This is a genomic window from Streptomyces sp. NPDC030143 (assembly GCF_055573695.1).
This window is the reverse complement of sequence record NZ_JBVIAY010000001.1, coordinates 532,263-551,686: the sequence shown is the minus strand read 5'-3', so window position 1 is coordinate 551,686 and position 19,424 is coordinate 532,263. Positions and strand designations below refer to the sequence as shown.

Genomic DNA, 19,424 nt, shown 5'->3' with positions numbered 1-19,424 from the left:
TCTGTCCGACCCGCTCGCCGGGGGTCACTGGGCCGGGACCCCCGGTCAGGGGGTGGTGTCAGGTCCACCCCCGGCCCGCCCCGCGACCGTCGCGAGGACCTTCGCCTCCACCTCCGGGTCCAGGCCGACGACGGCCCGGTCGGAGCGCAGGGGTGCCGTGCCGCCGATGTCCTGGAGCCACCTCCACGTGTCGGCGACGGTCTCCTCCACGGGCCGGCAGGACAGCCCGGCGGCCAACGCCCGGGACACGTCGGCGGAGTGCAGGGCGTCGTGCAGGTCGCTGCCCGGCGGCACCCACACGGGCAGCTGGGTCCACGGCTCGATGCCCGCGTCGAGGATCACCCGCGGTTCCACCCAGCGCAGCTCGGCCGCCGCCCCGGTGACCCGCACGCACGCGTCGAGCAACGTGCCCGTGGTGGCGTGCCCCTGGGGGCTCATCAGGTTGTACGGACCGCTCAGCTCCTGCTCGACCGCCCCGAGGATCCACTCGGCGAGGTCGCGCACGTCGACGTACTGGAGCGGGAGGTCACGCGGGCCGGGGGCCAGGACCTGGCCGCCGCGGGCCGTCCGGGTCAGCCACCAGGGCAGCCGGCCGATGTTCTCGTACGGGCCGAGGAGCAGCCCGGCCCGGACGAGCAGCGAGCGCTCCGCGCCGAAGGCGTCGACGACGGCCAGCTCGCCGCCCCGCTTGTCGCGCGGGTAGTCGGTCGTGCCGGCGTCCGGCTCGGCGCCCTCGACCAGGGGCGCGTCCTCGCCGTACCCGGCGGGCGGGGACCAGGCGTACACCGAGCAGCTCGACACGTACACGTACCGGCCGGCGCGGCCCCGCAGCAGTCGCGCCGCCTCCTGCACCGGGCGCGGCGCCGACGACCAGGTGTCGACGACCGCGTCCCACTCGCCGTCCGCCAGCGCGGCGAGCCCGCCGGGCGCGGTGCGGTCGCCGATCAGCGTCCGTGTGCCGGGGGCGGCGGTGTGCCGCCCCCGGTTGAGGACCGTCACGTCCCAGCCGCGTCCCAGGGCCGCCTCGACGACGGCCCGTCCCGCGAACTCCGTACCACCCAGCACCAGAAGTCTCATACCGCGGGACTCTGCCCGGTACCGGCGGGTGGAGGGAACCGTTTCTGCCGAGGGCAGAGATCAACCCGCGGTCGGCGGCGTGTACTTGTAGCCGACCCGGCGCACCGTCTGGATCGCCTGGCGGTACCGGGCGCCCAGCTTGCGGCGCAGCCGGGCGATGTGGACGTCGACCGTGCGGCCGTCGCCGACATGGCCGTAGCCCCACACGGTGGTGACGAGCTGGTCGCGTGTGTGCACCCGGTGAGGGTGGGCCACGAGATGGGCGAGCAGCTCGAACTCCAGGTAGGTCAGGTCGAGTTCGTTGCCGTCGACCCACGCGGTGCGCTGCACGGTGTCGATCCGCACGGCCGCCTCGTCGACGGCGTCCGACGCGCCGCCGCCCGGCTGGTCGGGCACCGCCGCCGGTAGGAACGGCGGCTGCTGGTCGGCCGGGACGAGCACCAGGTAGCCGATCATCGGCGGCCGGCCCGGCAGCGTGGGCAGGGTGTGCGGGGGAGCGGGCAGCCAGGTGGCACCGGGCGGCAGGAAGTCCGCGACGTCCACGACCTCGTCCCGGTCGACCGCGCGCAGACGGTGCCGGGCCGGGGCGGGGAGGGGGGAGGCGTGGGAGAGGGAACGGGTGGTCGCCATGAGAGGTCAGCTCTTTCGCGCGAGGAGTTCGTCGGGAAGGCCGACGGCCGCGAGGCGTGGTCGGGCTCGTCGGGACGTACGTCGTGCGCGCCGACCGAAGACCGGGGTGTACGGCTTCAGCGGGCCGGCGCGTTCGTCGCGCGGCAACACATCCGGTCGAAGTCGTGGTGCTGACGGGACGGCCAGAAGGGCTCGAGGTCATGGCGACCCGTCGCGCTGCACTTGAGGAAGCTGGCCATGGGCCCATTGAAGCAGACACCCGCCCGTGACAGGAGGGTCCTCTCACTGCTTGGACGGTTCCCCGGCCTGAAGTGGCCCCCGTTGGCGGGGAGCCGGGACCCGTCCACGCCGAAGGGGCGCCCGCCTCGACGGCGGACGCCCCTTCGAAGGTGCGGGGGATCAGACCTGGCCGGCCTTCTCCAGCGCGGAGCAGCAGGTGTCCACCAGCAGGCGGGTCACCGTGTACGGGTCGACGTTGGCGTTCGGGCGGCGGTCCTCGATGTAGCCCTTGCCGTCCTTCTCGACCTGCCACGGGATACGGACCGAGGCGCCACGGTCGGAGACACCGTAGGAGTACTCGTTCCACGGGGCGGTCTCGTGCAGACCGGTCAGGCGGTCGTCGATGCCGGCGCCGTAGTTCTTGACGTGGTCGAGCGGCTTGGAGCCCTCACCGAGCGACTCGCACGCGGTGATGATCGCGTCGTAGCCCTCGCGCATCGCCTTCGTGGAGAAGTTGGTGTGCGCGCCGGCACCGTTCCAGTCGCCCTTGACCGGCTTGGGGTCGAGGGTGGCGGAGACGCCGAAGTCCTCGGCGGTGCGGTAGAGCAGCCAGCGGGCCACCCACAGCTGGTCGGAGACCTCCAGCGGGGCGAGCGGGCCGACCTGGAACTCCCACTGGCCGGGCATGACCTCGGCGTTGATGCCGGAGATGCCGAGACCGGCGGCCAGGCAGTTCTCGAGGTGGGCCTCGACGACGTCACGGCCGAAGATCTCGTCGGCGCCGACACCGCAGTAGTAGCCGCCCTGCGGGGCGGGGAAGCCGCCCTTGGGGAAGCCGAGCGGGTAACCGTCCTGGAAGAAGGTGTACTCCTGCTCGATGCCGAAGATCGGCTCCTGGGCGGCGAACTTCTCGGCGACCTCGGCGAGCGCGGCACGGGTGTTGGACTCGTGCGGCGTCATGTCGATGTTCAGGACCTCGCACAGCACGAGGACGTCGTCGCCGCCGCGGATCGGGTCCGGGCAGGAGAAGACCGGCTTGAGGACACGGTCCGAGGAGTGGCCCTCGGCCTGGTTCGTGGAGGACCCGTCGAAGCCCCAGATCGGCAGCGCCTCGAGACCCGCGGGGGCGTCCGCGATGATCTTCGTCTTGGAACGGAGCTTGGCGGTCGGCTGGGTGCCGTCGATCCAGATGTACTCAGCCTTGAAGGTCACGGGCCACTTCCTTCGGGGGTGGGTCTCAGACACACGTGCGGGTGCTGCGGCGCTGCGGCACTGGGGCGCCGCGTTCGATGCCGGGCAGCCTGTCAACAGGCGATTTCCCGGTCATTGCCCGAGTGTGAACCCCGTGTTACCTGGTGATGCTGTGGCTCGCCCCACGCGGTGAGAACGCCGACAGCGCCGGACGCCGCGGGTCGCGGCAGCGGGCGGGGGCGCGGACGCACGGGGCCCGGTGTCTCGTATGCGACGGGTGACGCACCGGACGTGCCCCTCCGCCGTCCGGCCGGGCGGGCCGCCTCTGCCTCCGCGGACGTGCCGGTCCTGCTGTCCGTGGCCGCGGACAGCAGGACCCTTTCCCCCGCTCGGCTCTGGCCCGGGCGGGGGACTCTCGTCCCTCACGTACGAGGTGGCGGCCGGGGCGGGCGAGCCGGCGCCGCGGGCCGGGACCGTCGTCCTGCCGGACGGTCCCCCTCACGCGCCGCGCACCGCGGGGCCGCCACCTCATGGAGCGTCTCCCGCGAGCGTCACCCCACCTTCTCGATCACGGCCCGGCGGATCAGGAACTTGCCGGGTTCACGGACCTGTTCGAAGGCCGCGTTGTTCAGCAGCACACAACTGCCGGAGAACGACGTCACCTCCACCGTCGTGGACTTGGCGTTGTCCAGGTTGGTGACCTTCAGCTTCGTCCCCGCCGGGAACCGGTCGCTGGACGCGGCCGGGGCGCCACCCTCCCCGGAGAGGGTCACGGTGGAGCCGTTGCAGACCTGTTCGCCGGAAGCGGCACCGCCGGCGCCGGTGCCGTCCGCGGGGGCGCTCTGGGCCGGCTGCGCGGGCTGGGCCGGCTGCGCGGGCTGCGCGGGCTGCGCGGGCTGCGCGGGCTGCGCGGGCTGGGGGGTCGTCGCCTGGGAGTCCTGAGCCGACTCCCCGACGACGCACCCGGACGCCTTCTGCTGCACCTCGATCTGCGCGATGACCGCCTCACGGTTGGCGATCCGGGCCGCGGACTGCGCGTCCGGGGCGGCCCGCTGGCCCTCGACGAACCGCTGGTTGTTGCCGAGAGCGGTGGCCAGGCCCTGGCAGACGGACGACTCGGCGGCCGTCTGCGGGGGCTGTGCGGCGTTCGAGGTGGCCGCCATGACGAAGGCGCCGCCTCCCGCCACCGTCGCGGCACTCACCAGCAGCGCGATCTTCTTCTTCGTACCGAGAGTTCTCCTGCGCGACATGCGCGCCTCCTGAGAGGTAGGGGAGCGTACGCCGCTATGTACGAGATACCGAACGTCGGCATTCAGTGATGACGGGAGTCAATCGAAGTGGCGTGCGTCACGCGCCGTCCTGGCCCCCGGTCCGCTTCCCCTGCTCGTACGCCGCCACCGTGTCGTTGACGTACTGCAGCAACCCCTCGGTCTGCGCGGTGAGTTCGGCCTCGCCGGTCTCCGCGCCGTCGCCCCACTGCCCGTTGGCGAACACCACGGAGCGGACGGTCATCAGCCGCCGGAAGACCCCCGCCGATCCGGGCGGCACCGTCGGCATCCCGGCCTCCGGCGGCGGGTCGAGCGAGACCACCTGATAGGTCACCGGGTCCATCGAGGCCATCATGAACACGCGCGAGGCGTCCTCCACGCGGGCGAAGCTCAGCACGCTGACGGTCACCTGCGAGCGGCGGTCGGCGTCCGTGAACAGGGCGGCCGTCAACCGGGAACAGGGCTCGCCCTGTTCGATCAGCTCGGCGAGCTCCGGCGACATGCCGCGGGCGCAGTCGGTGGTGGTGGCCAGGTCGACGCGCGCGAACCGGGAACCGTCCTGAAGCAGCACGTTCGTCTCGGGGAAGGCCTGCTCCGCCCGGATGACCGGCCGGGCGAGCAGCGAGGGCAGCGCGCTCGGGGCGTCGGAGGGCATCCCCACGTCGACGGAGGGCGCGGCCGGGCCCGAGGCGGTCGTGGCCGCCGGCGGGACGGCCGCGGGTTCACCGCCGTCGTCCCCGCCCGTCACCATCACGGCGCCGGCGGCGATGGCGGCCACGAGGACGACGCCGGTCCCCGCGACGGCCGCGCGCCGGGACCGCCGGCGCCGGCGTATCCGCTCCTGTTCGGCCGCCCACGCAGCCCGCGGGTCGGGGGCGTGCGGAGCGGGGGCGTACGGGTCGGAAGCGTACGGAGCCGGGGTGTGCGGAGTGGAGGCGTACGGGGCGGCGGCGTGCGCCTCCGGGGTGTGCGGGCCCGTCGGCCCGTAGGGGGGCATTCCTTGATCACCGTAGGTCATGGCGGCGGAGGGTAACAGCGTCCCGGCCCCGAACTCCCGTCGGCCGACAAAGCGTTGCCTACCGGGACAGAGCCTCCCGTACCGCCTCGTCGGTGCGGGCCACGACCGCCGTCCCGTCGTCCGCGGTGATGATGGGCCGCTGGATGAGCTTCGGGTGTTCGGCGAGGGCCCTGACCCAGCGCTCGCGCGAGGCCGGGTCCCGCGCCCACTCCTTCAGCCCCAGCTCCTTGGCGACGGGCTCCTGCGTGCGGGTGATGTCCCACGGCTCCAGGCCGAGACGGTCGAGGACGGCCCTGATCTCGTCCTCGCTCGGGGCGTCCTCCAGATAGCGGCGGACGGTGTAGTCGGCGCCCTCGGCGTCGAGCAGGGTGAGCGCGCTGCGGCACTTCGAACACGCGGGGTTGATCCAGATCTCCATGCGGCTCACGGTATCCGGAGGCCGGCGGGATGCCGTGAAACCCGTTCTCCCCGTGCGTCACTGCACCCCCTAAAGCCCTTGTGGCCAGGGGCTTTTGTCAGTGGTGGGCAGTAGAATTGAAGCAGTGTTCGAGGGTTCCGCCGGAGGTTCCGGGCCGGAACCCTGACCGCGACAGGAGGATGCCCATGCCCGCTGCCGCACTCCAGCAGAAGCCGCTGCCCACCCAGTCCACCGCGAAGCGTTCCGTCCCGCTCGACCTGCCCTACGTGCCCGTGCAGAAGCGGCCGCTGCCGCCCGGTCGCCCGCGGGACTGGTACGTCACGCACAACCGCCGCCTCAAGGCCATGCGTCTGGCCATCGCCCTGCTCGACTCGGGCGTGTACCTGCCGAACCAGGCCCGCAACGAGAAGATCCGCAGCACGGCCCGCGAGATCGGCGTGCACCCGCCGTCGGACACCACGTGCCACATGGTGCGTGCGCTGATGCGCTACTCGAGGTGACGGGCACGCCGGGTGCCGCCTCCTCCCGCGGCACCCGGCACCGGAGCCACCCACCGGGCGGCCGGTCCCGACGCCACCGGCTCGGCGGCGGTCTCCCGCAGACGGGGCCGCGTCCTGGCCGTGTCTGCGGGGCGGGCCGCGGGCCGGCGGCCTCGCCGCCGGGAGACCGGGAAGGGCGAACGCCGACGGCACCCGCGACGCCGGTTCGCAGCGCCGGTGTTGCCTGCCTTGGCCCCGGGTCTCGGAACGGCCGCCCCGACTGACCGTGCGTCACTCGCGGCGGTGGTGCCGCGTGTGCGGTCCGGCGGCGACGGGTGCCCGCGCACGCGGGTGCCCGGGCGGTCGGCGGGTCGACGGCTACGGGTCGATGGTTCGGTGGCTGGGGGCCGGAGCCCGGTGCTCGCGCCGCCCCGGCCCGTCACGGCCCTGCTCTGCCCTGCACCGCCAACTCCCGCTCCAGGGGTGTCCGGAAGCGAGGTGTCACGCGGGTGTCCGCGAGCCAGGCGCGCAGGCGTTCCGCCTCCGCTGCGACGGCCGCCTCGGCCTCCCGGCCCACGTCCCGGCCGTCGAGGATCCGCCACACGATCTCCCCGTCGGGGCGCTGGGCCCAGCCGCCCACGACCCGCCCGTCCCACCACACCGTCGGCCCCACGTTCCCGCTGCGGTCGAACAGCGCCGGCCGCAGCTCGGGCGCGAGGTACCAGTCCCGCGCCTGCCAGCCCATCGCCGTCGGATCCAGCGCGGGCAGCAGCGCCGCCCAAGGCTGCCGCGGCGCGGCCACGGGATCGACGTCGTCCGCGACGACGTACCCCGTGCCCTCGTCCAGCGACACCGCCCGCGCCCCGATCGCCGCCAGGGCGCGCCGCACCTCCGTCACCCGCCACCCCGTCCACCACTTCAGGTCGGCCTCGGTGGCCGGACCGCACGCCGTGAGCCAGTGGCGCAGCAGCTCCGCCTGGGCCTCGGCCGCGTCCAGCTCGGGGTGTTCGGGGGCCAGGGCCCAGCGGAACTGGCTCGACGTCCACGAACCCAGCGGACGGCCCCGGACGACCTTCCCCTCGACCCCCAGCACCTTCAGCAGCCGCGTCGAGACGGTGTGGAGCCCCTCGTAGGGCTTCCCGGCCGCGTACACGAACTGCTCCCGCAGTCGCGGCTCCTCACGGGCCAACTCGGCCGCCGTCGCCTGCCCCAGCCGCCCGAGCGCCGCCAGCGTCGCGTCCTCGACCTCCTTCAGCCAGACCGCGTCCGGCGCGCCCGCCTTCGCCATGTCCTTCACCAGCGCGGCACGCTCCCGCGTGGCGACGGCCAGCCCGGTCGAGGCGTGCACGACCGCCGTCAGCCGGGTCGGGAACACGAACACCGTGTGCCGCATGCCGTGCATACGGACCAGGTCCCGCTCCCCGTACAGCGCCCGGTCGGTCTCCGGCACCGTCCGCGCCGGGTCCGCGAGACGGGCCCCGACCGCGAGGTAGACCGTCGCCGGGTCCGAACCGTGCAGTGCGACGAGCGCGTCCGCGACCTCCAGTGGACCCGCGGCCCGTGCCGCCGGCGCCAGCCGGTGCCGCACGGCCAGCCGCGCCCGCCGCTCCGCCACGTCGATACGCCGTTCTCCGCCACTCATCCCGGCCTCCGCCCGTCGTCCGTCCCTGCCCGCCATTCTCCTCGACCCCACTGACAACCGGCCTCGCGGACGGGCGGATCAGGCGTCCGCCGCCAGACGGCCGTCGCGCTCCGCCCCGCCCTCCGCCAGTCGCCCGACCGTCCGCTCCCGGTCCGCCGTCCGCTCCGGGTCCGCAGATCGCGCCGGGTCCGCCGTCGGCTCCGGGTCCGCAGATAGCGCCCGGTCCGCCGTCGGCCCCGGGTCCGCCGTCCGTGCCCGGTCGAGCAGCGCCCGCGCCCGGTCCGCCGTCCGCTCCGGGTCCGCAGATAGCGCCCGGTCCGCCGTCGGCCCCGGGTCCGCCGTCCGTGCCCGGTCGAGCAGCGCCGAGACGAACTCCCGCCGGTCGTCGGCGTGGTCGCGCAGCCACAGCCCCAACTGGTGCTCCGAGTCGGGGAACTCGAGCCGGGCCAACCGCGCCCGCGCGGCGAGCGCGTCGTGCACCGCCTCCGTCACCTCCGGCGGGATCACCGTGTCCGTCCCCGGCACGGCCAGCACCGCACGGCCCTCGTACGCCCGCAGCACGTCGAGCGCGGGCGAGCTCCGCCAGCCGCCGGGCGTGCGGATGATCTCGCTGAACCTGCCCGTGCCGTCCCCGAACGGCACCTCCCACGCCTGAGCCGCGTACACCGCCGGCGCACACAACCCCAGTGCGACGACCCGCTCGCCGCCGTAGTGCGCGGCGAGGTCCGTCACCGTCTGCCCGCTCATGCTGAACCCGACCAGCACCAGCGGCCCGCCCGCGGGCACCCGCGCGTCGATCACCGCCACGGACTGCTCCAGCCGCCGGCGCAGGCTCAACTCCCCGAGCGCGCCCGTGCTGTCGCCGTGCCCGGAGAAGTCGAAGGCGAGCGCGTGGCAGCCCTGCGCCCGGAACTCGTCGACCAGCGGCAGCAGTCGCTCCTTGGTGCCGTGGCCCGCGCCGTGCAGCACGACGGCGGTGGCCGCTCGCGGGCCACCGCCGCCGTCGCCGTACACACCGCTGAGGCGTTCACCGTCGTACACGCACGTGAAGGGGAGAAGATCACTCATCCCCCCATTCACTCACGACGCCGACCCCGCCCGCGGCGCCCCGATCGCCTCGCGCAGCCGCTCCTCCTCCGCCCCGCTCAGCGCTCCGAACACAAGGGGAGCCCGGCTCGCGACGCCCGGCACGCACGCTCGCCGCGATGCCGGAAGCCCCTGGTAGCTCCGCTACGAGGAGTTCCCGGCGCCATGTGGTTCACCACCCGGTGCAGCGTGATCCTGCCGTCGTCGGGCCACTCGCCAACAGGGCGACGCCGTCCACGGCGGGGATGCCGACCATCTACAGGGACGACCACCGCGTCTCCGGCTCGACGGGGTGCTGCCCGGACAGCTCGAACTGCACGACTCCAGGACGGGAAAAAAGGAGATGCACGGTGAGTGACGGCCTCCGTACGCTGAACCCACCACTCCACCCCGTCCCACTACGCACAGTCACCCCTCCCCGCCCAGGAAGGAGGCACGCCATGGGCACCGTCGTTCTCTCCGGGACCGTCGTCCTGGTGGTCCTGGGATTCGGAAACCACTTCTACTGGCTCGCCGCGGTCGCCGTGCTCTACCTGTACGTGCGCCACGGGCGGGACGCGACCCCGACGTCCGTCCCGGGCCCCACCGCGAGTGCCGCCCCGACCACCTACAAGGCCTACCGCGAGCGCCGTGACCAGCAGGCCCGGTGGGAGCGCCGCTACCGGCGCGAGCGCCCCCTGGAGCACCGCCGCCAGGAGCGCGAGCGCAGCGGCTGATCCCTCCCGGCCGGCCGCGGCCGAGAGCCCCCGGCCGTCACAGGCCGGGGGCTCCCCACACCGGGAACCAGCGGCCGAGGTCCTGCTCGATCCGCAGGTCCTCCGCGAGGGCCGCCCTCACCTGGAGTTCCCGTGCGTTGTCGCGCCGCTGCCCCGCACCGGGCAGCGGCGCGAACGGGTAGAACGAGCCCCGCTTGTACAGGTACACCAGCGCCAGCCGGCGGTCGGCCGCGTCCCGGAAACCGGCCAGCGAGCACAGCAGCTGCGGCCCGAAGCCGTTCACCTCCATCGCGGTGTTCACCGCGTGCAGGTCGTTGACCAGGAGGGGCAGCTCGTCGGGTGCGCGGTGCGAGACCAGCCACGAGTAGCCGTAGTCGTCGCGCAGCAGCCGTACCGGAGGGCCGGTGCGCTCAGTGTCCGCGTCGAGGAGCGCCTGGACCTCGCGGTGCGTCTGCTCGAAGGCCCCGCCCTCGACCGTCGCGAAGCACACCGCGCCCCGCCCGGTCGGGGTGAACCCGGCCGCCGCCTCGAGCGTCACCGCCGCCGACGGCAGCGCGAACAACTGGTCGAGGTCGGGCGTGACCGGCTTGGTCCGGCCGAGCAGGATGTCCAGCAGCCCCATGATCAGCCCGCCTTCCCGGGCGGAACCGCGGCACCCAGTTCGGCCGAGATCCGCCCCAGTCGGTCGAGCCGCTGCTCCAGACTCGGGTGGGTGGAGAAGTACCGCTCGAAGCCCGCCGCACTGCCGGTCGCCGGGGTGAAGTAGAAGGCGTTGAACGCCTGCGCCGTGCGCAGGTCCTTGGACGGGATCCGGGCGATGTCGCCGGAGACCTTCGTCAGCGCGGAGGCCAGCGCCGAGGGCCGCCCGGTGAGCAGCGCCGCCGCCCGGTCCGCCGCCAGCTCCCGGTACCGCGACAGCGCCCGGATCAGCAGGAAGCTGATCGCGTACACGGCCGCCGAGACGCCCATCACGGCGGCGAACACCACGGCGGTGTTCTGGTCCCGGCGTCCCCCGCCGAACAGCTGCGAGTAGAACGCGAACCGCACGACCAGCCCGGCGACCACACCCAGGAACGACGCGACGGTGATCACGGCGACGTCCTTGTGCGCCACGTGCGACAGCTCGTGCGCGAGCACACCCTCCAGCTCCGCCGGCTCCAGCCGCCGCAGCAGCCCGGTCGTCACGCAGACCACGGCGTGCTCGGGATCGCGCCCGGTGGCGAACGCGTTCGGCATGTCCATCCGCGACACGGCGATCACCGGACGGGGCATGTCCGCGAGTGAGGCCAGCCGCTCGACGACGGCGTACAGCTCGGGATACTCCTCCCGCTCCACGACCCGCCCGCGCATCGCGAACAGCGCGATCCGGTCGGAGAACCAGAACTGCGCGACGAACACCGCCGCCACCACGACGACGACCAGCACCCACGATGTCAGCAACACGACCAGAGCGGCGACGAAGGCCACGTACAGCAGCCCCAGCAGGAACATCGTGACCGTCATCCGCACGGTCAGACCCCGGTCGCTCGCGAAACGGCTCCGCATCTGCATCACCCCGCAGTCAGGCAGCACTCGGCCCCACTGCCAGTGTGCACCGCACCTTTCCATGAAGCGGTCGCGATCAGCCCTAGGACCAGCAAAGACCGGCCTCCGGCCCGCCCCCGCCGCACCGGCTCCCGACCAGGCCCGACACCCGTCGCGGACCCTCGGCCCGGCGCTGGCGCTCGCCCCTCGATCCGGCGCCAGCGCTCGCCCCTCGGTGCACGGCCGGCCCGGCCTCTGGCAGCGCCCCCGAGCGAGGAGTTCGCGGCGACCGGAGCCCCCCCCCGTGCGGTCGGCCCCGCAGGAGCTGCCGGGCCGCCGGATCCGGCCCGAGGGGGGGTGTATCTCAGGTCACTAGTACGGCGCCCGGAACCGGGTGTACCCCAGCAGCAGGATCACCGCCGCCACACAGCCCAGCACGATCACCGTGGACACCCACGAGGACCGCCGCGGTGCCGCGGGTCCGGGGTCGGCCCGGAAGGGCTGCGGTCGGGGCGGGTTCTCCTTCCAGCGCGCGGCCAGCATCCTGGCCCGCGCCGAGGGCTCCTTGTGCTCGGCCTCGTCCGCCCATCCGAGGTCGAACTCCCGCTGGGTGTCGTCCTGTTCGGACATCCCCGTCTCTCCCCGTCACCTCTGTCGAACAGCAGTGCAGAAACCATACGACGGCGCCCCCGCCCTGAGAAACAGGAACGGGGGCGCCGACGGAGACGTACGGACTACGCGCCGATCACACGTCGAAGAAGTGACGTTCTGGCTCGGCTACCTCGGTGGACTACAGGCACTGCCTTCCTGACCAGCAAAGGCGCTGTTGTTGTCTGTCGTCGTTGGTCGTTGTGGGTCACCTTGGGACGGCCCATAGACGGCCCCGGCTTCGATGCCTTGGCGGACCCCGCGCGTGCGCCAGTACGAGGACGCCAAGGCAAAGCTGGCAGATTCACAGTGGACCCAGCATCGCCTCCGCGACCTGGTGAATCGATGCCCTCCGCGGGGAATAGCTGGGGGACCGTGACGGGGTTCCACCAGCACTCGCGGGTGGCCCGTGCTACTGCACGTACTGTCCAACCGCGCCAATGACCGCCACCAACAGACCTGCCGCGGCCAGTGCAACTTGCCACCTCTCAGGCCAAGTCCACCGTTTACGCCGTTTCTGCTCGTTTAGATCTCCCACCGAGCACCCTCCCTGTACTCCGTCATTACTCGCAAGCCCCGCCACAGAAAGCCACCTCCCCTGCGCATCGACGCATTCGAACAATATCTACTCAGTGGGCTCTGAATCTCCGACATCATCGGCCCCCCGGCTCTGAGAAATCTCTTTAAGTACAGCCTTCGTAAGTCCGTTCAATAGGTCACCATTCACAGGCCCACCGAAGGTCTCCACCAACACCCCCCATATAGCTCTTTCGATTTTTCCCGACACATCCCCGGAAGGCCGAGATACGGATTGCTTCCAAGACTCTGGGGCGTCGCCCCAGGATCGACGAATCCCCGTTTTGCGCGACACCTCCGCGCATTGACGCATATACATCTCTATCTCGGCACTCGAAACCCCGTGGCGCTCACACACGCTGTAAATTTCATCTATGCCGAGCTCAACATATTGCCTCACCTCGGCTGGCAACGCGCGGAATTCGCCCAGATGCCCTTTTCGACCGCGCCTATCCCGCTCAGCTCGCTGCCATGCCTCATCCCAGGCGTTAACCAGATCTTCTTTCTCCCCACATGATCGGGCGAGTTCCACAACCGATAGGCGACTGAAGTTTTGACGGCCACTCAACGCGTCACTCAATGTGCTGCGCCGAAGTTTCCCATTTCGCTTTTCAGTCAACTTTTCAATCTGCCGAAGACTGAGCCCATGTCGATCAATGAGGTCCTGAAGAGCCTCACGCAGCTCGACGTGACTAGTGATATTCTCGGGGCGGATTGAATACATCCTGCGCCCCAGGAAATACTGACGCATCGCCGTGGCCGTTCGCCACTTCGATTCGGCGACGTCGGGATCCGAAGAGCAGCCGCTAATGAAAGCATCGAACACCTGTCGACTGGGCAGCTCAAACCCTCGCGTTGCCCGCTGTAACGAAGATTTCGAGACGAATGTCAGTTCGGCTAATTGGCTGAAGCTCAGACCACTCCGCCGCTTCTCCGCCAGTAGCCAGGATTGCAAGGGTCCGCTTGTCATGTTCGGGTCATTGAATCCGTGACGTCGCACCGGCCCCCCTAAAGACGTTATTACGACGCGTGTCCGCCTCTTCGGACAACAAGAGCGTGGCAATGAGCCGACTCCCGTGTCCAACGATGCCAAGATTCCGTCCGGGACGGCCGTATATTATCGACGCCTACTCCTCCGGGGTATGGAGGTCATTCCCCCAGCTCAGAGAGATGGGGCCGTCGCCAGCGTCCCAAAACTGTCCGAGAGTAGTGCGTTCACGGGACTGGTTCCGCTCATGGGCTCGGGAAGACCTGGCGCGCCAGCGAGGCGCCCCGTGTCGCGGCAGGCACGCGTGCCCAGCTGTGCCAGGACGGCTCTCAAGGCCGGCCGGATCTGCACATCCCAGTGCGGCTTGACCTGCGAGCGCGCTCTCGCTGGGCGCCGCCTGCGCTCGGTTGGCTAGAGGTGGGCCCCGCGCTACTGGGGTGGCGCGTCATTCCCCGCCAGCAACCATCCCTAGATGGGGCGCGGCCGCTTCGTCTCAACTTGGGTGAGCGCTCTACCAGCGGCCGAGGTGTCTCTCAGAGCTGAAGGACCACGATCCCCGCGATATTGCCACTGATCTCCGGAGCAATGAACTTTCCTGCCATCGCGTCGCGGACATACGACGGAACCTCACTTCGCCACCCCTGAAGGAAGTACGGCGAAAGTGCATCGACCTTTTGCCAAACTGGTCCCGCATAGGCAAAAATCATCGTTCGCATAGCTAGCTGAAATATTCGCAGAGCCACTTTGCGGGCGCCGGACTGCGAGCCAGTCACGAAATCTCGCAGGACTGGACCGATCGGGTTGGAGAGCCAATCTGTGCTGTAGTTTGGGTCAGCGATATCTTCGAGTGGCGACGAAAATTGAAAAGCGTTGACCCCTACCGATTCAGGAAGCATCGATAGCTTTTTTGCTCCGAATCCGTCAATGATGGAAACGCCAGCACGAGAGCAGTGTTCGCAGGTGGCGTTATGTGCTTTCGAGCCGCAAGTCAAATCCGCTCGGTAGGAGATAGCGCCGCAGTACAACACGTATGCGGCGGGTACTTCGAAATGCGCAGCTGTTTGCATTAGGCGCGCAATCTGATGCCCGCCTCGATAGTTGAAGTCTACATACCATTTGCCCCGCTCGCGCTTCAGGCTCTTAGCCTGCACTAACATCCCAAAGCAGTCACCAGATGGATCTATCCACCACCATAGCCAGTCGGCTCCAAGCTCGCCCTCCTGGTTCTGTGTGAACTCGATCGGGCGAACATGGGGTGCGGAATGCTGAAATAGAGTGTGAGTCACGGTTCGCTCGTGCCAAAAATCCCCGTTGTTCCACATAAACTTCATGTGGTCTTCTGCGGCCTGCCTTCCTCTCGCCAGGGAGGAAAACAATCCAGGATCATTCATTCAGCGTTTCCAAGCGTTAAGGGCGAGAGGCTTCGAGGGCTGCGGTCACGGACGCCGGGTCACCGTCGTATAGCAGATGCGGTTCGTCTGCCTGCGGGCCAATGAAGCGGTTGCGGTACCGCTGTAGGTCGCTCTCTGAGAAGTAGATCGAGTTGGGATCGTTCGCGTGGAACTCGTTGCGTTTGCTGATCCTCGCCCACAGCTCGTCATGGCTGGCCGCTAGGTAGACGAGTACCGGAGTCGCGCCGGCGTCGGTGGCGATCGCTCGCCACTTAGCCCGGTCCTCCGGGGTCCAAAAGCCGTGATCAACGACGACATCGTGCCCGGCCTTGAGCTGCTCCCGGAGGTCGGCCGCCACGTCTTCGAGGACGGGCCGCTCAAGGGTGGGGAAGAGGCCCCGGGGGAAGTCCACGCCATAGACGCCGTGCCGGCGGAACATCTCTTCGTCCGGGCACAGTCGTATGAACCCACGGGCGGTGAGTGCGCGGGAAAGCGTCGTCTTGCCGGAGCCGGGGAGGCCGGCCATAAGGACGCAGAACGGCGGGTGTGGGGGCATCGGTCCCCTCATGGTTCGGGAGATGGCGGCCACCTCCGCTTCGGCTTCGGGCGTGATTGTGCCAGCCCTGCGGGCCGAAAGCAGTGCTTCTAGGCGGTCTTCGAGCACGCTCACGAGCGTGTCGTCCACGGCCGTCACGGGGCTACCTCCGATTCTGTGCGCCATGTCCGGCCCGGACCGCCGAGGTCCACGCCGTACTCCACGATGTTGCCCTCGCTGTCCACGAACTTGGCTGTCATAACGACCACTGGGTCCGTCGGCGGGTTGTCAGGGTCCAGTTCCAAAAGTCGGGCGTACTCCGGCGTGAGCAGGCGGGCCGAGGCGGTGTCGATGCGGTGGCTGATCGGGTGACCGGTCGCCTGGGCAATGAGCTGGAGCGAGGTTCCCCCCGACAGTCGCTCGCTCGCTGCAAGCTTAGGGATCAGCTTCCCGTACCGCGCGGGAATCCACGACGTGCTGTGAGCCACGATGCCGTGCCGGTCCCGGTACACGCGGCTACGGCGCACCACGTCGGAGCCGGGCTGAATGTCCAGCGCTTGCGCCACTTCATCGGGCGCGGGCACCACGGCCGCCTGGTGAGAGTCGGAGCGCTCGCCCGTCCCCCAGCTAGACCCGGTACGGCGCCCCCTGTCCTGCCGCTGCGCCCCGGACGACATCGGGGCCGGCTGGTCCAGCACTTCGGTACCGATGCCGTGGATGCCACGGACAAGCCCTTCGTTGCGCAGCTTGCGAAGGGCTTTCTCGGCTGTCGCCGTACTCACCTTCCACTCTTCCGAGAGGTTCTTGATGCTCGGCAAGAGGGTCCCTGGCTGTAGCTGACCAGACGTAATCAGCTCCGTGTAGTGGGCGGCGATCCTCGCGTACGGCGCCCGATTGTCGGCCTGGCCTGCCATTGCGTCCGCTCCTTGTCGTCACTTCCCTGAGGTTCCCTAGCTTACCGCTTGACACCGCAGGGAACCCTAGGGAACCTTAGGGATGTGCCCGCCGGTCGGTTCGCCGAACAGCGGGTGCCGGACCTCAATGCGCCCTGGTGCAGGGCGCATTGAGGTCAAGGGGTCCGGGACAGAGCGGGCCGAGGGCGCACCCGACCCTTGTCATTCGGGAGGGCTTTAGGCCGAAAGGTCACGTCTCCATACGCCTACAACGGGGTTATGCCGCGCTACCTGATACGGGCGCTGCACCCCCGAAGGAGACACGTTCACCGCCCCGGCATTCCGCCATGAGGGCGCCGGATCGAATCCGGCCCGGGGCACTGGCCGCTTGCATACGGCCTGCCGCTGCACTCGCACGCGGCTTTCCCCTTCAACGGCGCGCGGCCCCCGGGTGGCACCCCGGGAGCCGCTGTTCGGGCCGTTTCACCTGCTAGGGAGACCACGACCCATGGAACACATCGTCACTGTTCAGGACGCTGTTACCGCGTTCGCCGACTTCATGGAGCCGACGAACGCCGAGCTGGACGCGATCGAGTTGGAGATGCCCGCGATCCTGGCGGACGTCGACCTGTTGGACGCGCAGATCGTCACCCTGGACCGCACGCCGACCGAGCTGGACGAGCGCCGCATCCGCCGGGCCCGCCGCCGGGTGCTGGCCGCGCGGGTCGCGCTGGTCAACCGTACGGCCGGTGCGAGCCTCCCGGGTGGTGCCGCATGAGTGCCACCGAGCGGAATCTGACTGTCGCGCACGCCGAGGTGAAGGCGGAGAGCGTGCGGACGGACACCAAGACCGGTCTGTTGCTGGCGTTCGTCGGTGCGGTGCTCGCCGGCGCCTGGACGGTCGCCCGGGATCTGCCGATGAACGTGCCCGCCTACGTCGTGGGTGGTCTCGGTATGGCGGTGCTGGTCGCGGCGGCTGGTCTGCTGCTGCGGTCGGTGCGGCCGAACCTGCGCGGCCGGCACGGCTTCCCGCTCTGGGCCACGCTCACCGCGGAGGAGATCAGCGAGGCCGTCGCCCGGGACCTGGCCGCCGACATCGCCGGCCTGTCCCGGCTGGCGGTCGCCAAGTTCACCTGCCTGCGCCGTGCGGTCGACCTGACCTGCGCCGGCGGGGCACTGCTCATCCTCGCCGCCGTACTCACCCTGTGGGGTGCGGCGTGAACGAGCTGCTGACGCTGGACGCTCTGGCCGCGCCCCTGCGCGTGCTGCGGCTACTCGCCGCTGACTTCGGGCACCTGCCCGCCCCGGACGTCGACCTGTCCCGCATCTACCCCGAACGGCTGACCCTGCGCTTCCACGAGGGTCTGCACGCGTTCGAGGCGTGGCGGGAGGCCCTGGCCGTGCCGCCGGAGCAGGTGACCCACGCGGTGCAGTCCGCCGGCACGACGCGCGTGCTGAAGGCGTCGACCGACTACGCGGGCGCAGAAGTGCACCTGCACGGCTACACCGACGTGCCCGCTGCGGACGGGGGTGCGGCGTGAGGGCCAAGACGGTTCTGCCCGCCGTGGCGATGACGGCGGTGTCCATGGTGCTCACCCTCGCCGTGGTCGTGATGTGGCTGGGCACGGCGATGCCGTGGCTGGTCGCGCTGGTCGTCGGTCTCGGCATCGACGGCGGATGGCTGGCCACCCTCGCCTACGAGCGCAGGTTGGCCGCGCAGGGCGACCACAGCCACGCCGTGACCGCCGTCGGCTGGGGCTTCGGCCTGATCGCCACGGGCGTCCTGGTCGCCCACGCGCTCACAGCTGAGGAGTCGGCCGACGCGTGGCTGGCCGTGGCGTGGCTGCCGGTCGCGGCAAAGGCACTGTGGCTGGTGCACGGTCTGTGGGAGCGCACCGCGCTCACCCCGGGCGCCCTCGGAGCGATCCGCGGGATTCAGCAGGAATCCCGCGACGAGGCCGCCGTGGCCCGCGCCCGGCTGCTCGCCGAGGCCCGCACGGAGGAGACGCGACTGACGGCCGTGACGGCCGCCGGGGCACGTGTCGCACGCGTCCAAGCACGGACCGCCGCCACCCTGGCCGGAGCGTGGTCGACGCTGGAGACGGCGCGCGACGGCGAGGACACCGGCAGGGCGCTGACCAGCGTGACGACCCGCGTCACACCCGGCGTCACGCCCCCGTGGGAGCTCCCGGTGTGGGGGCCCACTCAGCCCGTTCCCGCGCTGGAGACGGGGCCCGCGCTCACGGATGAGGCGCTTGACGCGCTCGTCGACGAGATCCGCCACAGCGAAACGCCTGCCCTGTCCTACCGCGAGATGTCCGCCCGCTTCCGTGCGGCCGGTCACGCCGCGTCCGAGGTACGGCTCAGGGCCGCCTGGAAGCGCGTCGTCGCCTGATGGGGACGCTACCGGTGTTCCGGTGGCCCTCGCCCCGGACGGCTACGCCACCCGCCGTCAGCTCAGGGCGCGCGGCTTGCGGCCCGGCGGTCAGGGCGTGGCCGCGCAGCTCGAACGCCCCCGCCGCCGGCGGGGGCCGCTGGTCGCCTACCTGTATCGCATCGACCTGGCCAAGCCGGTCCGGCCGATGACGCCGGGCCGGTGGGCGGCGCTCGCCGCAGCGAACGCCGCCCGCCGCATCTGCCCGACCTGCCGGACCGATGCGGGCTACGTCATCCCCGCCTCGCTCGGCACCTGCGTGCCCTGCGCCTACCCCGACCCGCACGGGTCCGAAGGGAGTACCTGATGGGCAACTCCGACATCCGCCGTCTGGACCGCGAGATCCGGGCGACCACAAAGAAGCTAGAAGCCGTGCGGCGCGGCGAGTGGTGGCCGCTGACCAGCCGTGAACGGCTCGCAATGACTCGCGCGATGGCCAGCGGCGCCCGCAGCGTCCACCGTGGCCGGAGCACGACCGGCGCCGAGGACCGGATGGACTCCATCGGATCGGCCGCCGAGATGCGGCTGAACGCGGAGCTGACCGCCCTGCACGGCGAGCGTCAGCGCCTCATCACCGAGGCCGCCCGCGACAAGGCCAAGAAAAAGTCGTCCGGCTGGTTCTGACAAGCCAGCACGCCGGGGTGACCGCCTCTTTCCACGGACACGGCCACCCCGGCTCTCCCGCTTACTC

General features: G+C 70.7%; 22 protein-coding genes and 1 pseudogene. 8 read left to right on the top strand and 15 right to left on the bottom strand.

Features of this window, described 5'->3' with window-relative positions; genetic code table 11:
• Positions 1 to 45: 45 nt before the first annotated feature.
• From ACZ4YY_RS02455 to ACZ4YY_RS02430, 6 genes are all read right to left on the bottom strand, one after another.
• A complete protein-coding gene (locus ACZ4YY_RS02455) occupies positions 46 to 1,077 on the bottom strand; it encodes an NAD-dependent epimerase/dehydratase family protein (RefSeq protein ID WP_468282786.1) in 1,032 nt (343 codons plus the stop codon).
• Positions 1,078 to 1,137: 60 nt separating this feature from the next.
• The gene (locus tag ACZ4YY_RS02450) at positions 1,138 to 1,707 is read right to left on the bottom strand and encodes a winged helix-turn-helix domain-containing protein (protein ID WP_468282783.1); all 570 of its coding nucleotides are present in this window, start codon (positions 1,705 to 1,707) and stop codon (positions 1,138 to 1,140) included.
• A 399-nt stretch (positions 1,708 to 2,106) separates the two neighbouring features.
• The gene (gene glnII, locus ACZ4YY_RS02445) at positions 2,107 to 3,138 is read right to left on the bottom strand and encodes a glutamine synthetase (RefSeq protein WP_468282779.1); all 1,032 of its coding nucleotides are present in this window, start codon (positions 3,136 to 3,138) and stop codon (positions 2,107 to 2,109) included.
• A gap of 530 nt (positions 3,139 to 3,668) precedes the next feature.
• The gene (locus ACZ4YY_RS02440) at positions 3,669 to 4,367 is read right to left on the bottom strand and encodes an RlpA-like double-psi beta-barrel domain-containing protein (RefSeq protein WP_468282776.1); all 699 of its coding nucleotides are present in this window, start codon (positions 4,365 to 4,367) and stop codon (positions 3,669 to 3,671) included.
• Between the two features lie 97 nt (positions 4,368 to 4,464).
• Positions 4,465 to 5,403, bottom strand: coding sequence for a hypothetical protein (locus tag ACZ4YY_RS02435; RefSeq protein ID WP_468282773.1), 939 nt, complete (start codon positions 5,401 to 5,403; stop codon positions 4,465 to 4,467).
• Positions 5,404 to 5,461: 58 nt separating this feature from the next.
• Positions 5,462 to 5,821, bottom strand: coding sequence for an arsenate reductase family protein (locus tag ACZ4YY_RS02430; RefSeq protein ID WP_468282770.1), 360 nt, complete (start codon positions 5,819 to 5,821; stop codon positions 5,462 to 5,464).
• A 185-nt stretch (positions 5,822 to 6,006) separates the two neighbouring features.
• Between ACZ4YY_RS02430 and ACZ4YY_RS02425 the strand changes: the two genes are divergently transcribed.
• Positions 6,007 to 6,321, top strand: a complete 315-nt coding sequence (locus ACZ4YY_RS02425; RefSeq protein ID WP_468282767.1) for a hypothetical protein — start codon at positions 6,007 to 6,009, stop codon at positions 6,319 to 6,321.
• A gap of 418 nt (positions 6,322 to 6,739) precedes the next feature.
• Here ACZ4YY_RS02425 and ACZ4YY_RS02420 read toward each other — a convergent pair whose 3' ends face one another.
• Both ACZ4YY_RS02420 and ACZ4YY_RS02415 read right to left on the bottom strand, forming a co-directional pair.
• Positions 6,740 to 7,942 carry a winged helix DNA-binding domain-containing protein gene (locus ACZ4YY_RS02420; RefSeq protein WP_468282764.1) on the bottom strand — a complete coding sequence of 401 codons (1,203 nt, stop codon included), beginning with the start codon at positions 7,940 to 7,942 and terminating at the stop codon, positions 6,740 to 6,742.
• A 78-nt stretch (positions 7,943 to 8,020) separates the two neighbouring features.
• On the bottom strand, positions 8,021 to 9,010 hold the full coding sequence (locus ACZ4YY_RS02415) for an alpha/beta hydrolase (protein WP_468282761.1): 990 nt from the start codon (positions 9,008 to 9,010) through the stop codon (positions 8,021 to 8,023).
• Positions 9,011 to 9,468: 458 nt separating this feature from the next.
• On the opposite strand from ACZ4YY_RS02415, the gene ACZ4YY_RS02410 reads away from it, so the two are divergent.
• Positions 9,469 to 9,744, top strand: coding sequence for a hypothetical protein (locus tag ACZ4YY_RS02410; protein ID WP_468282758.1), 276 nt, complete (start codon positions 9,469 to 9,471; stop codon positions 9,742 to 9,744).
• A 37-nt stretch (positions 9,745 to 9,781) separates the two neighbouring features.
• Here ACZ4YY_RS02410 and pspAB read toward each other — a convergent pair whose 3' ends face one another.
• From pspAB to ACZ4YY_RS02375, 7 genes are all read right to left on the bottom strand, one after another.
• Positions 9,782 to 10,366 carry a PspA-associated protein PspAB gene (gene pspAB / locus ACZ4YY_RS02405; RefSeq protein ID WP_468282755.1) on the bottom strand — a complete coding sequence of 195 codons (585 nt, stop codon included), beginning with the start codon at positions 10,364 to 10,366 and terminating at the stop codon, positions 9,782 to 9,784.
• Positions 10,367 to 10,368: 2 nt separating this feature from the next.
• Complete coding sequence (htpX, locus tag ACZ4YY_RS02400; RefSeq protein WP_468282752.1) at positions 10,369 to 11,289, bottom strand: zinc metalloprotease HtpX; 921 nt, start codon at positions 11,287 to 11,289, stop codon at positions 10,369 to 10,371.
• A 351-nt stretch (positions 11,290 to 11,640) separates the two neighbouring features.
• Entirely contained in the window at positions 11,641 to 11,898 is a 258-nt protein-coding gene (locus ACZ4YY_RS02395) for an SCO2583/SCO2584 N-terminal domain-containing protein (protein WP_468282749.1), read from the bottom strand.
• A 643-nt stretch (positions 11,899 to 12,541) separates the two neighbouring features.
• The gene (locus ACZ4YY_RS02390; protein WP_468282746.1) at positions 12,542 to 13,318 is read right to left on the bottom strand and encodes a hypothetical protein; all 777 of its coding nucleotides are present in this window, start codon (positions 13,316 to 13,318) and stop codon (positions 12,542 to 12,544) included.
• 695 nt (positions 13,319 to 14,013) lie between these two features.
• Complete coding sequence (locus tag ACZ4YY_RS02385) at positions 14,014 to 14,871, bottom strand: hypothetical protein (RefSeq protein ID WP_468282743.1); 858 nt, start codon at positions 14,869 to 14,871, stop codon at positions 14,014 to 14,016.
• 16 nt (positions 14,872 to 14,887) lie between these two features.
• A complete protein-coding gene (locus ACZ4YY_RS02380) occupies positions 14,888 to 15,565 on the bottom strand; it encodes a P-loop nucleotide/nucleoside kinase family protein (RefSeq protein WP_468282740.1) in 678 nt (225 codons plus the stop codon).
• Positions 15,562 to 16,320, bottom strand: coding sequence for a GntR family transcriptional regulator (locus ACZ4YY_RS02375; protein ID WP_468282738.1), 759 nt, complete (start codon positions 16,318 to 16,320; stop codon positions 15,562 to 15,564). Before ACZ4YY_RS02375 ends, ACZ4YY_RS02380 begins: the two co-directional genes overlap by 4 nt.
• Positions 16,321 to 16,807: 487 nt before the next feature.
• Between ACZ4YY_RS02375 and ACZ4YY_RS02370 the strand changes: the two genes are divergently transcribed.
• From ACZ4YY_RS02370 to ACZ4YY_RS02345, 6 genes and pseudogenes are all read left to right on the top strand, one after another.
• A complete protein-coding gene (locus tag ACZ4YY_RS02370; RefSeq protein ID WP_468282735.1) occupies positions 16,808 to 17,077 on the top strand; it encodes a DUF6284 family protein in 270 nt (89 codons plus the stop codon).
• The gene (locus tag ACZ4YY_RS02365) at positions 17,074 to 17,520 is read left to right on the top strand and encodes a Pycsar system effector family protein (protein WP_468282732.1); all 447 of its coding nucleotides are present in this window, start codon (positions 17,074 to 17,076) and stop codon (positions 17,518 to 17,520) included. Before ACZ4YY_RS02370 ends, ACZ4YY_RS02365 begins: the two co-directional genes overlap by 4 nt.
• The gene (locus ACZ4YY_RS02360; RefSeq protein WP_468282729.1) at positions 17,517 to 17,840 is read left to right on the top strand and encodes a hypothetical protein; all 324 of its coding nucleotides are present in this window, start codon (positions 17,517 to 17,519) and stop codon (positions 17,838 to 17,840) included. Before ACZ4YY_RS02365 ends, ACZ4YY_RS02360 begins: the two co-directional genes overlap by 4 nt.
• Positions 17,837 to 18,694: a protein spdB gene (locus tag ACZ4YY_RS02355; protein ID WP_468282727.1), complete on the top strand. Its 858-nt coding sequence runs from the start codon at positions 17,837 to 17,839 to the stop codon at positions 18,692 to 18,694. The genes ACZ4YY_RS02360 and ACZ4YY_RS02355 overlap by 4 nt, the downstream gene beginning before the upstream one ends.
• Positions 18,694 to 19,040: pseudogene (locus ACZ4YY_RS02350) on the top strand (RRQRL motif-containing zinc-binding protein). The gene ACZ4YY_RS02355 and the pseudogene ACZ4YY_RS02350 overlap by 1 nt, the downstream one beginning before the upstream one ends.
• On the top strand, positions 19,040 to 19,357 hold the full coding sequence (locus ACZ4YY_RS02345) for a hypothetical protein (RefSeq protein WP_468282725.1): 318 nt from the start codon (positions 19,040 to 19,042) through the stop codon (positions 19,355 to 19,357). Before ACZ4YY_RS02350 ends, ACZ4YY_RS02345 begins: the two are co-directional and overlap by 1 nt.
• The last annotated feature ends 67 nt before the right edge of the window (positions 19,358 to 19,424 follow it).

Bases quoted from the DNA above. Each gene is read 5' to 3' on its own strand.
- ACZ4YY_RS02455 (WP_468282786.1), bottom strand. From the start codon at position 1,077: ATGAGACTTCTGGTGCTGGGTGGTACGGAGTTCGCGGGACGGGCCGTC.
- ACZ4YY_RS02450 (WP_468282783.1), bottom strand. From the start codon at position 1,707: ATGGCGACCACCCGTTCCCTCTCCCACGCCTCCCCCCTCCCCGCCCCG.
- ACZ4YY_RS02440 (WP_468282776.1), bottom strand. From the start codon at position 4,367: ATGTCGCGCAGGAGAACTCTCGGTACGAAGAAGAAGATCGCGCTGCTG.
- ACZ4YY_RS02435 (WP_468282773.1), bottom strand. From the start codon at position 5,403: ATGACCTACGGTGATCAAGGAATGCCCCCCTACGGGCCGACGGGCCCG.
- ACZ4YY_RS02430 (WP_468282770.1), bottom strand. From the start codon at position 5,821: ATGGAGATCTGGATCAACCCCGCGTGTTCGAAGTGCCGCAGCGCGCTC.
- ACZ4YY_RS02425 (WP_468282767.1), top strand. From the start codon at position 6,007: ATGCCCGCTGCCGCACTCCAGCAGAAGCCGCTGCCCACCCAGTCCACC.
- ACZ4YY_RS02420 (WP_468282764.1), bottom strand. From the start codon at position 7,942: ATGAGTGGCGGAGAACGGCGTATCGACGTGGCGGAGCGGCGGGCGCGG.
- ACZ4YY_RS02415 (WP_468282761.1), bottom strand. From the start codon at position 9,010: ATGAGTGATCTTCTCCCCTTCACGTGCGTGTACGACGGTGAACGCCTC.
- ACZ4YY_RS02410 (WP_468282758.1), top strand. From the start codon at position 9,469: ATGGGCACCGTCGTTCTCTCCGGGACCGTCGTCCTGGTGGTCCTGGGA.
- pspAB (WP_468282755.1), bottom strand. From the start codon at position 10,366: ATGGGGCTGCTGGACATCCTGCTCGGCCGGACCAAGCCGGTCACGCCC.
- htpX (WP_468282752.1), bottom strand. From the start codon at position 11,289: ATGCGGAGCCGTTTCGCGAGCGACCGGGGTCTGACCGTGCGGATGACG.
- ACZ4YY_RS02395 (WP_468282749.1), bottom strand. From the start codon at position 11,898: ATGTCCGAACAGGACGACACCCAGCGGGAGTTCGACCTCGGATGGGCG.
- ACZ4YY_RS02385 (WP_468282743.1), bottom strand. From the start codon at position 14,871: ATGAATGATCCTGGATTGTTTTCCTCCCTGGCGAGAGGAAGGCAGGCC.
- ACZ4YY_RS02375 (WP_468282738.1), bottom strand. From the start codon at position 16,320: ATGGCAGGCCAGGCCGACAATCGGGCGCCGTACGCGAGGATCGCCGCC.
- ACZ4YY_RS02370 (WP_468282735.1), top strand. From the start codon at position 16,808: ATGGAACACATCGTCACTGTTCAGGACGCTGTTACCGCGTTCGCCGAC.
- ACZ4YY_RS02365 (WP_468282732.1), top strand. From the start codon at position 17,074: ATGAGTGCCACCGAGCGGAATCTGACTGTCGCGCACGCCGAGGTGAAG.
- ACZ4YY_RS02345 (WP_468282725.1), top strand. From the start codon at position 19,040: ATGGGCAACTCCGACATCCGCCGTCTGGACCGCGAGATCCGGGCGACC.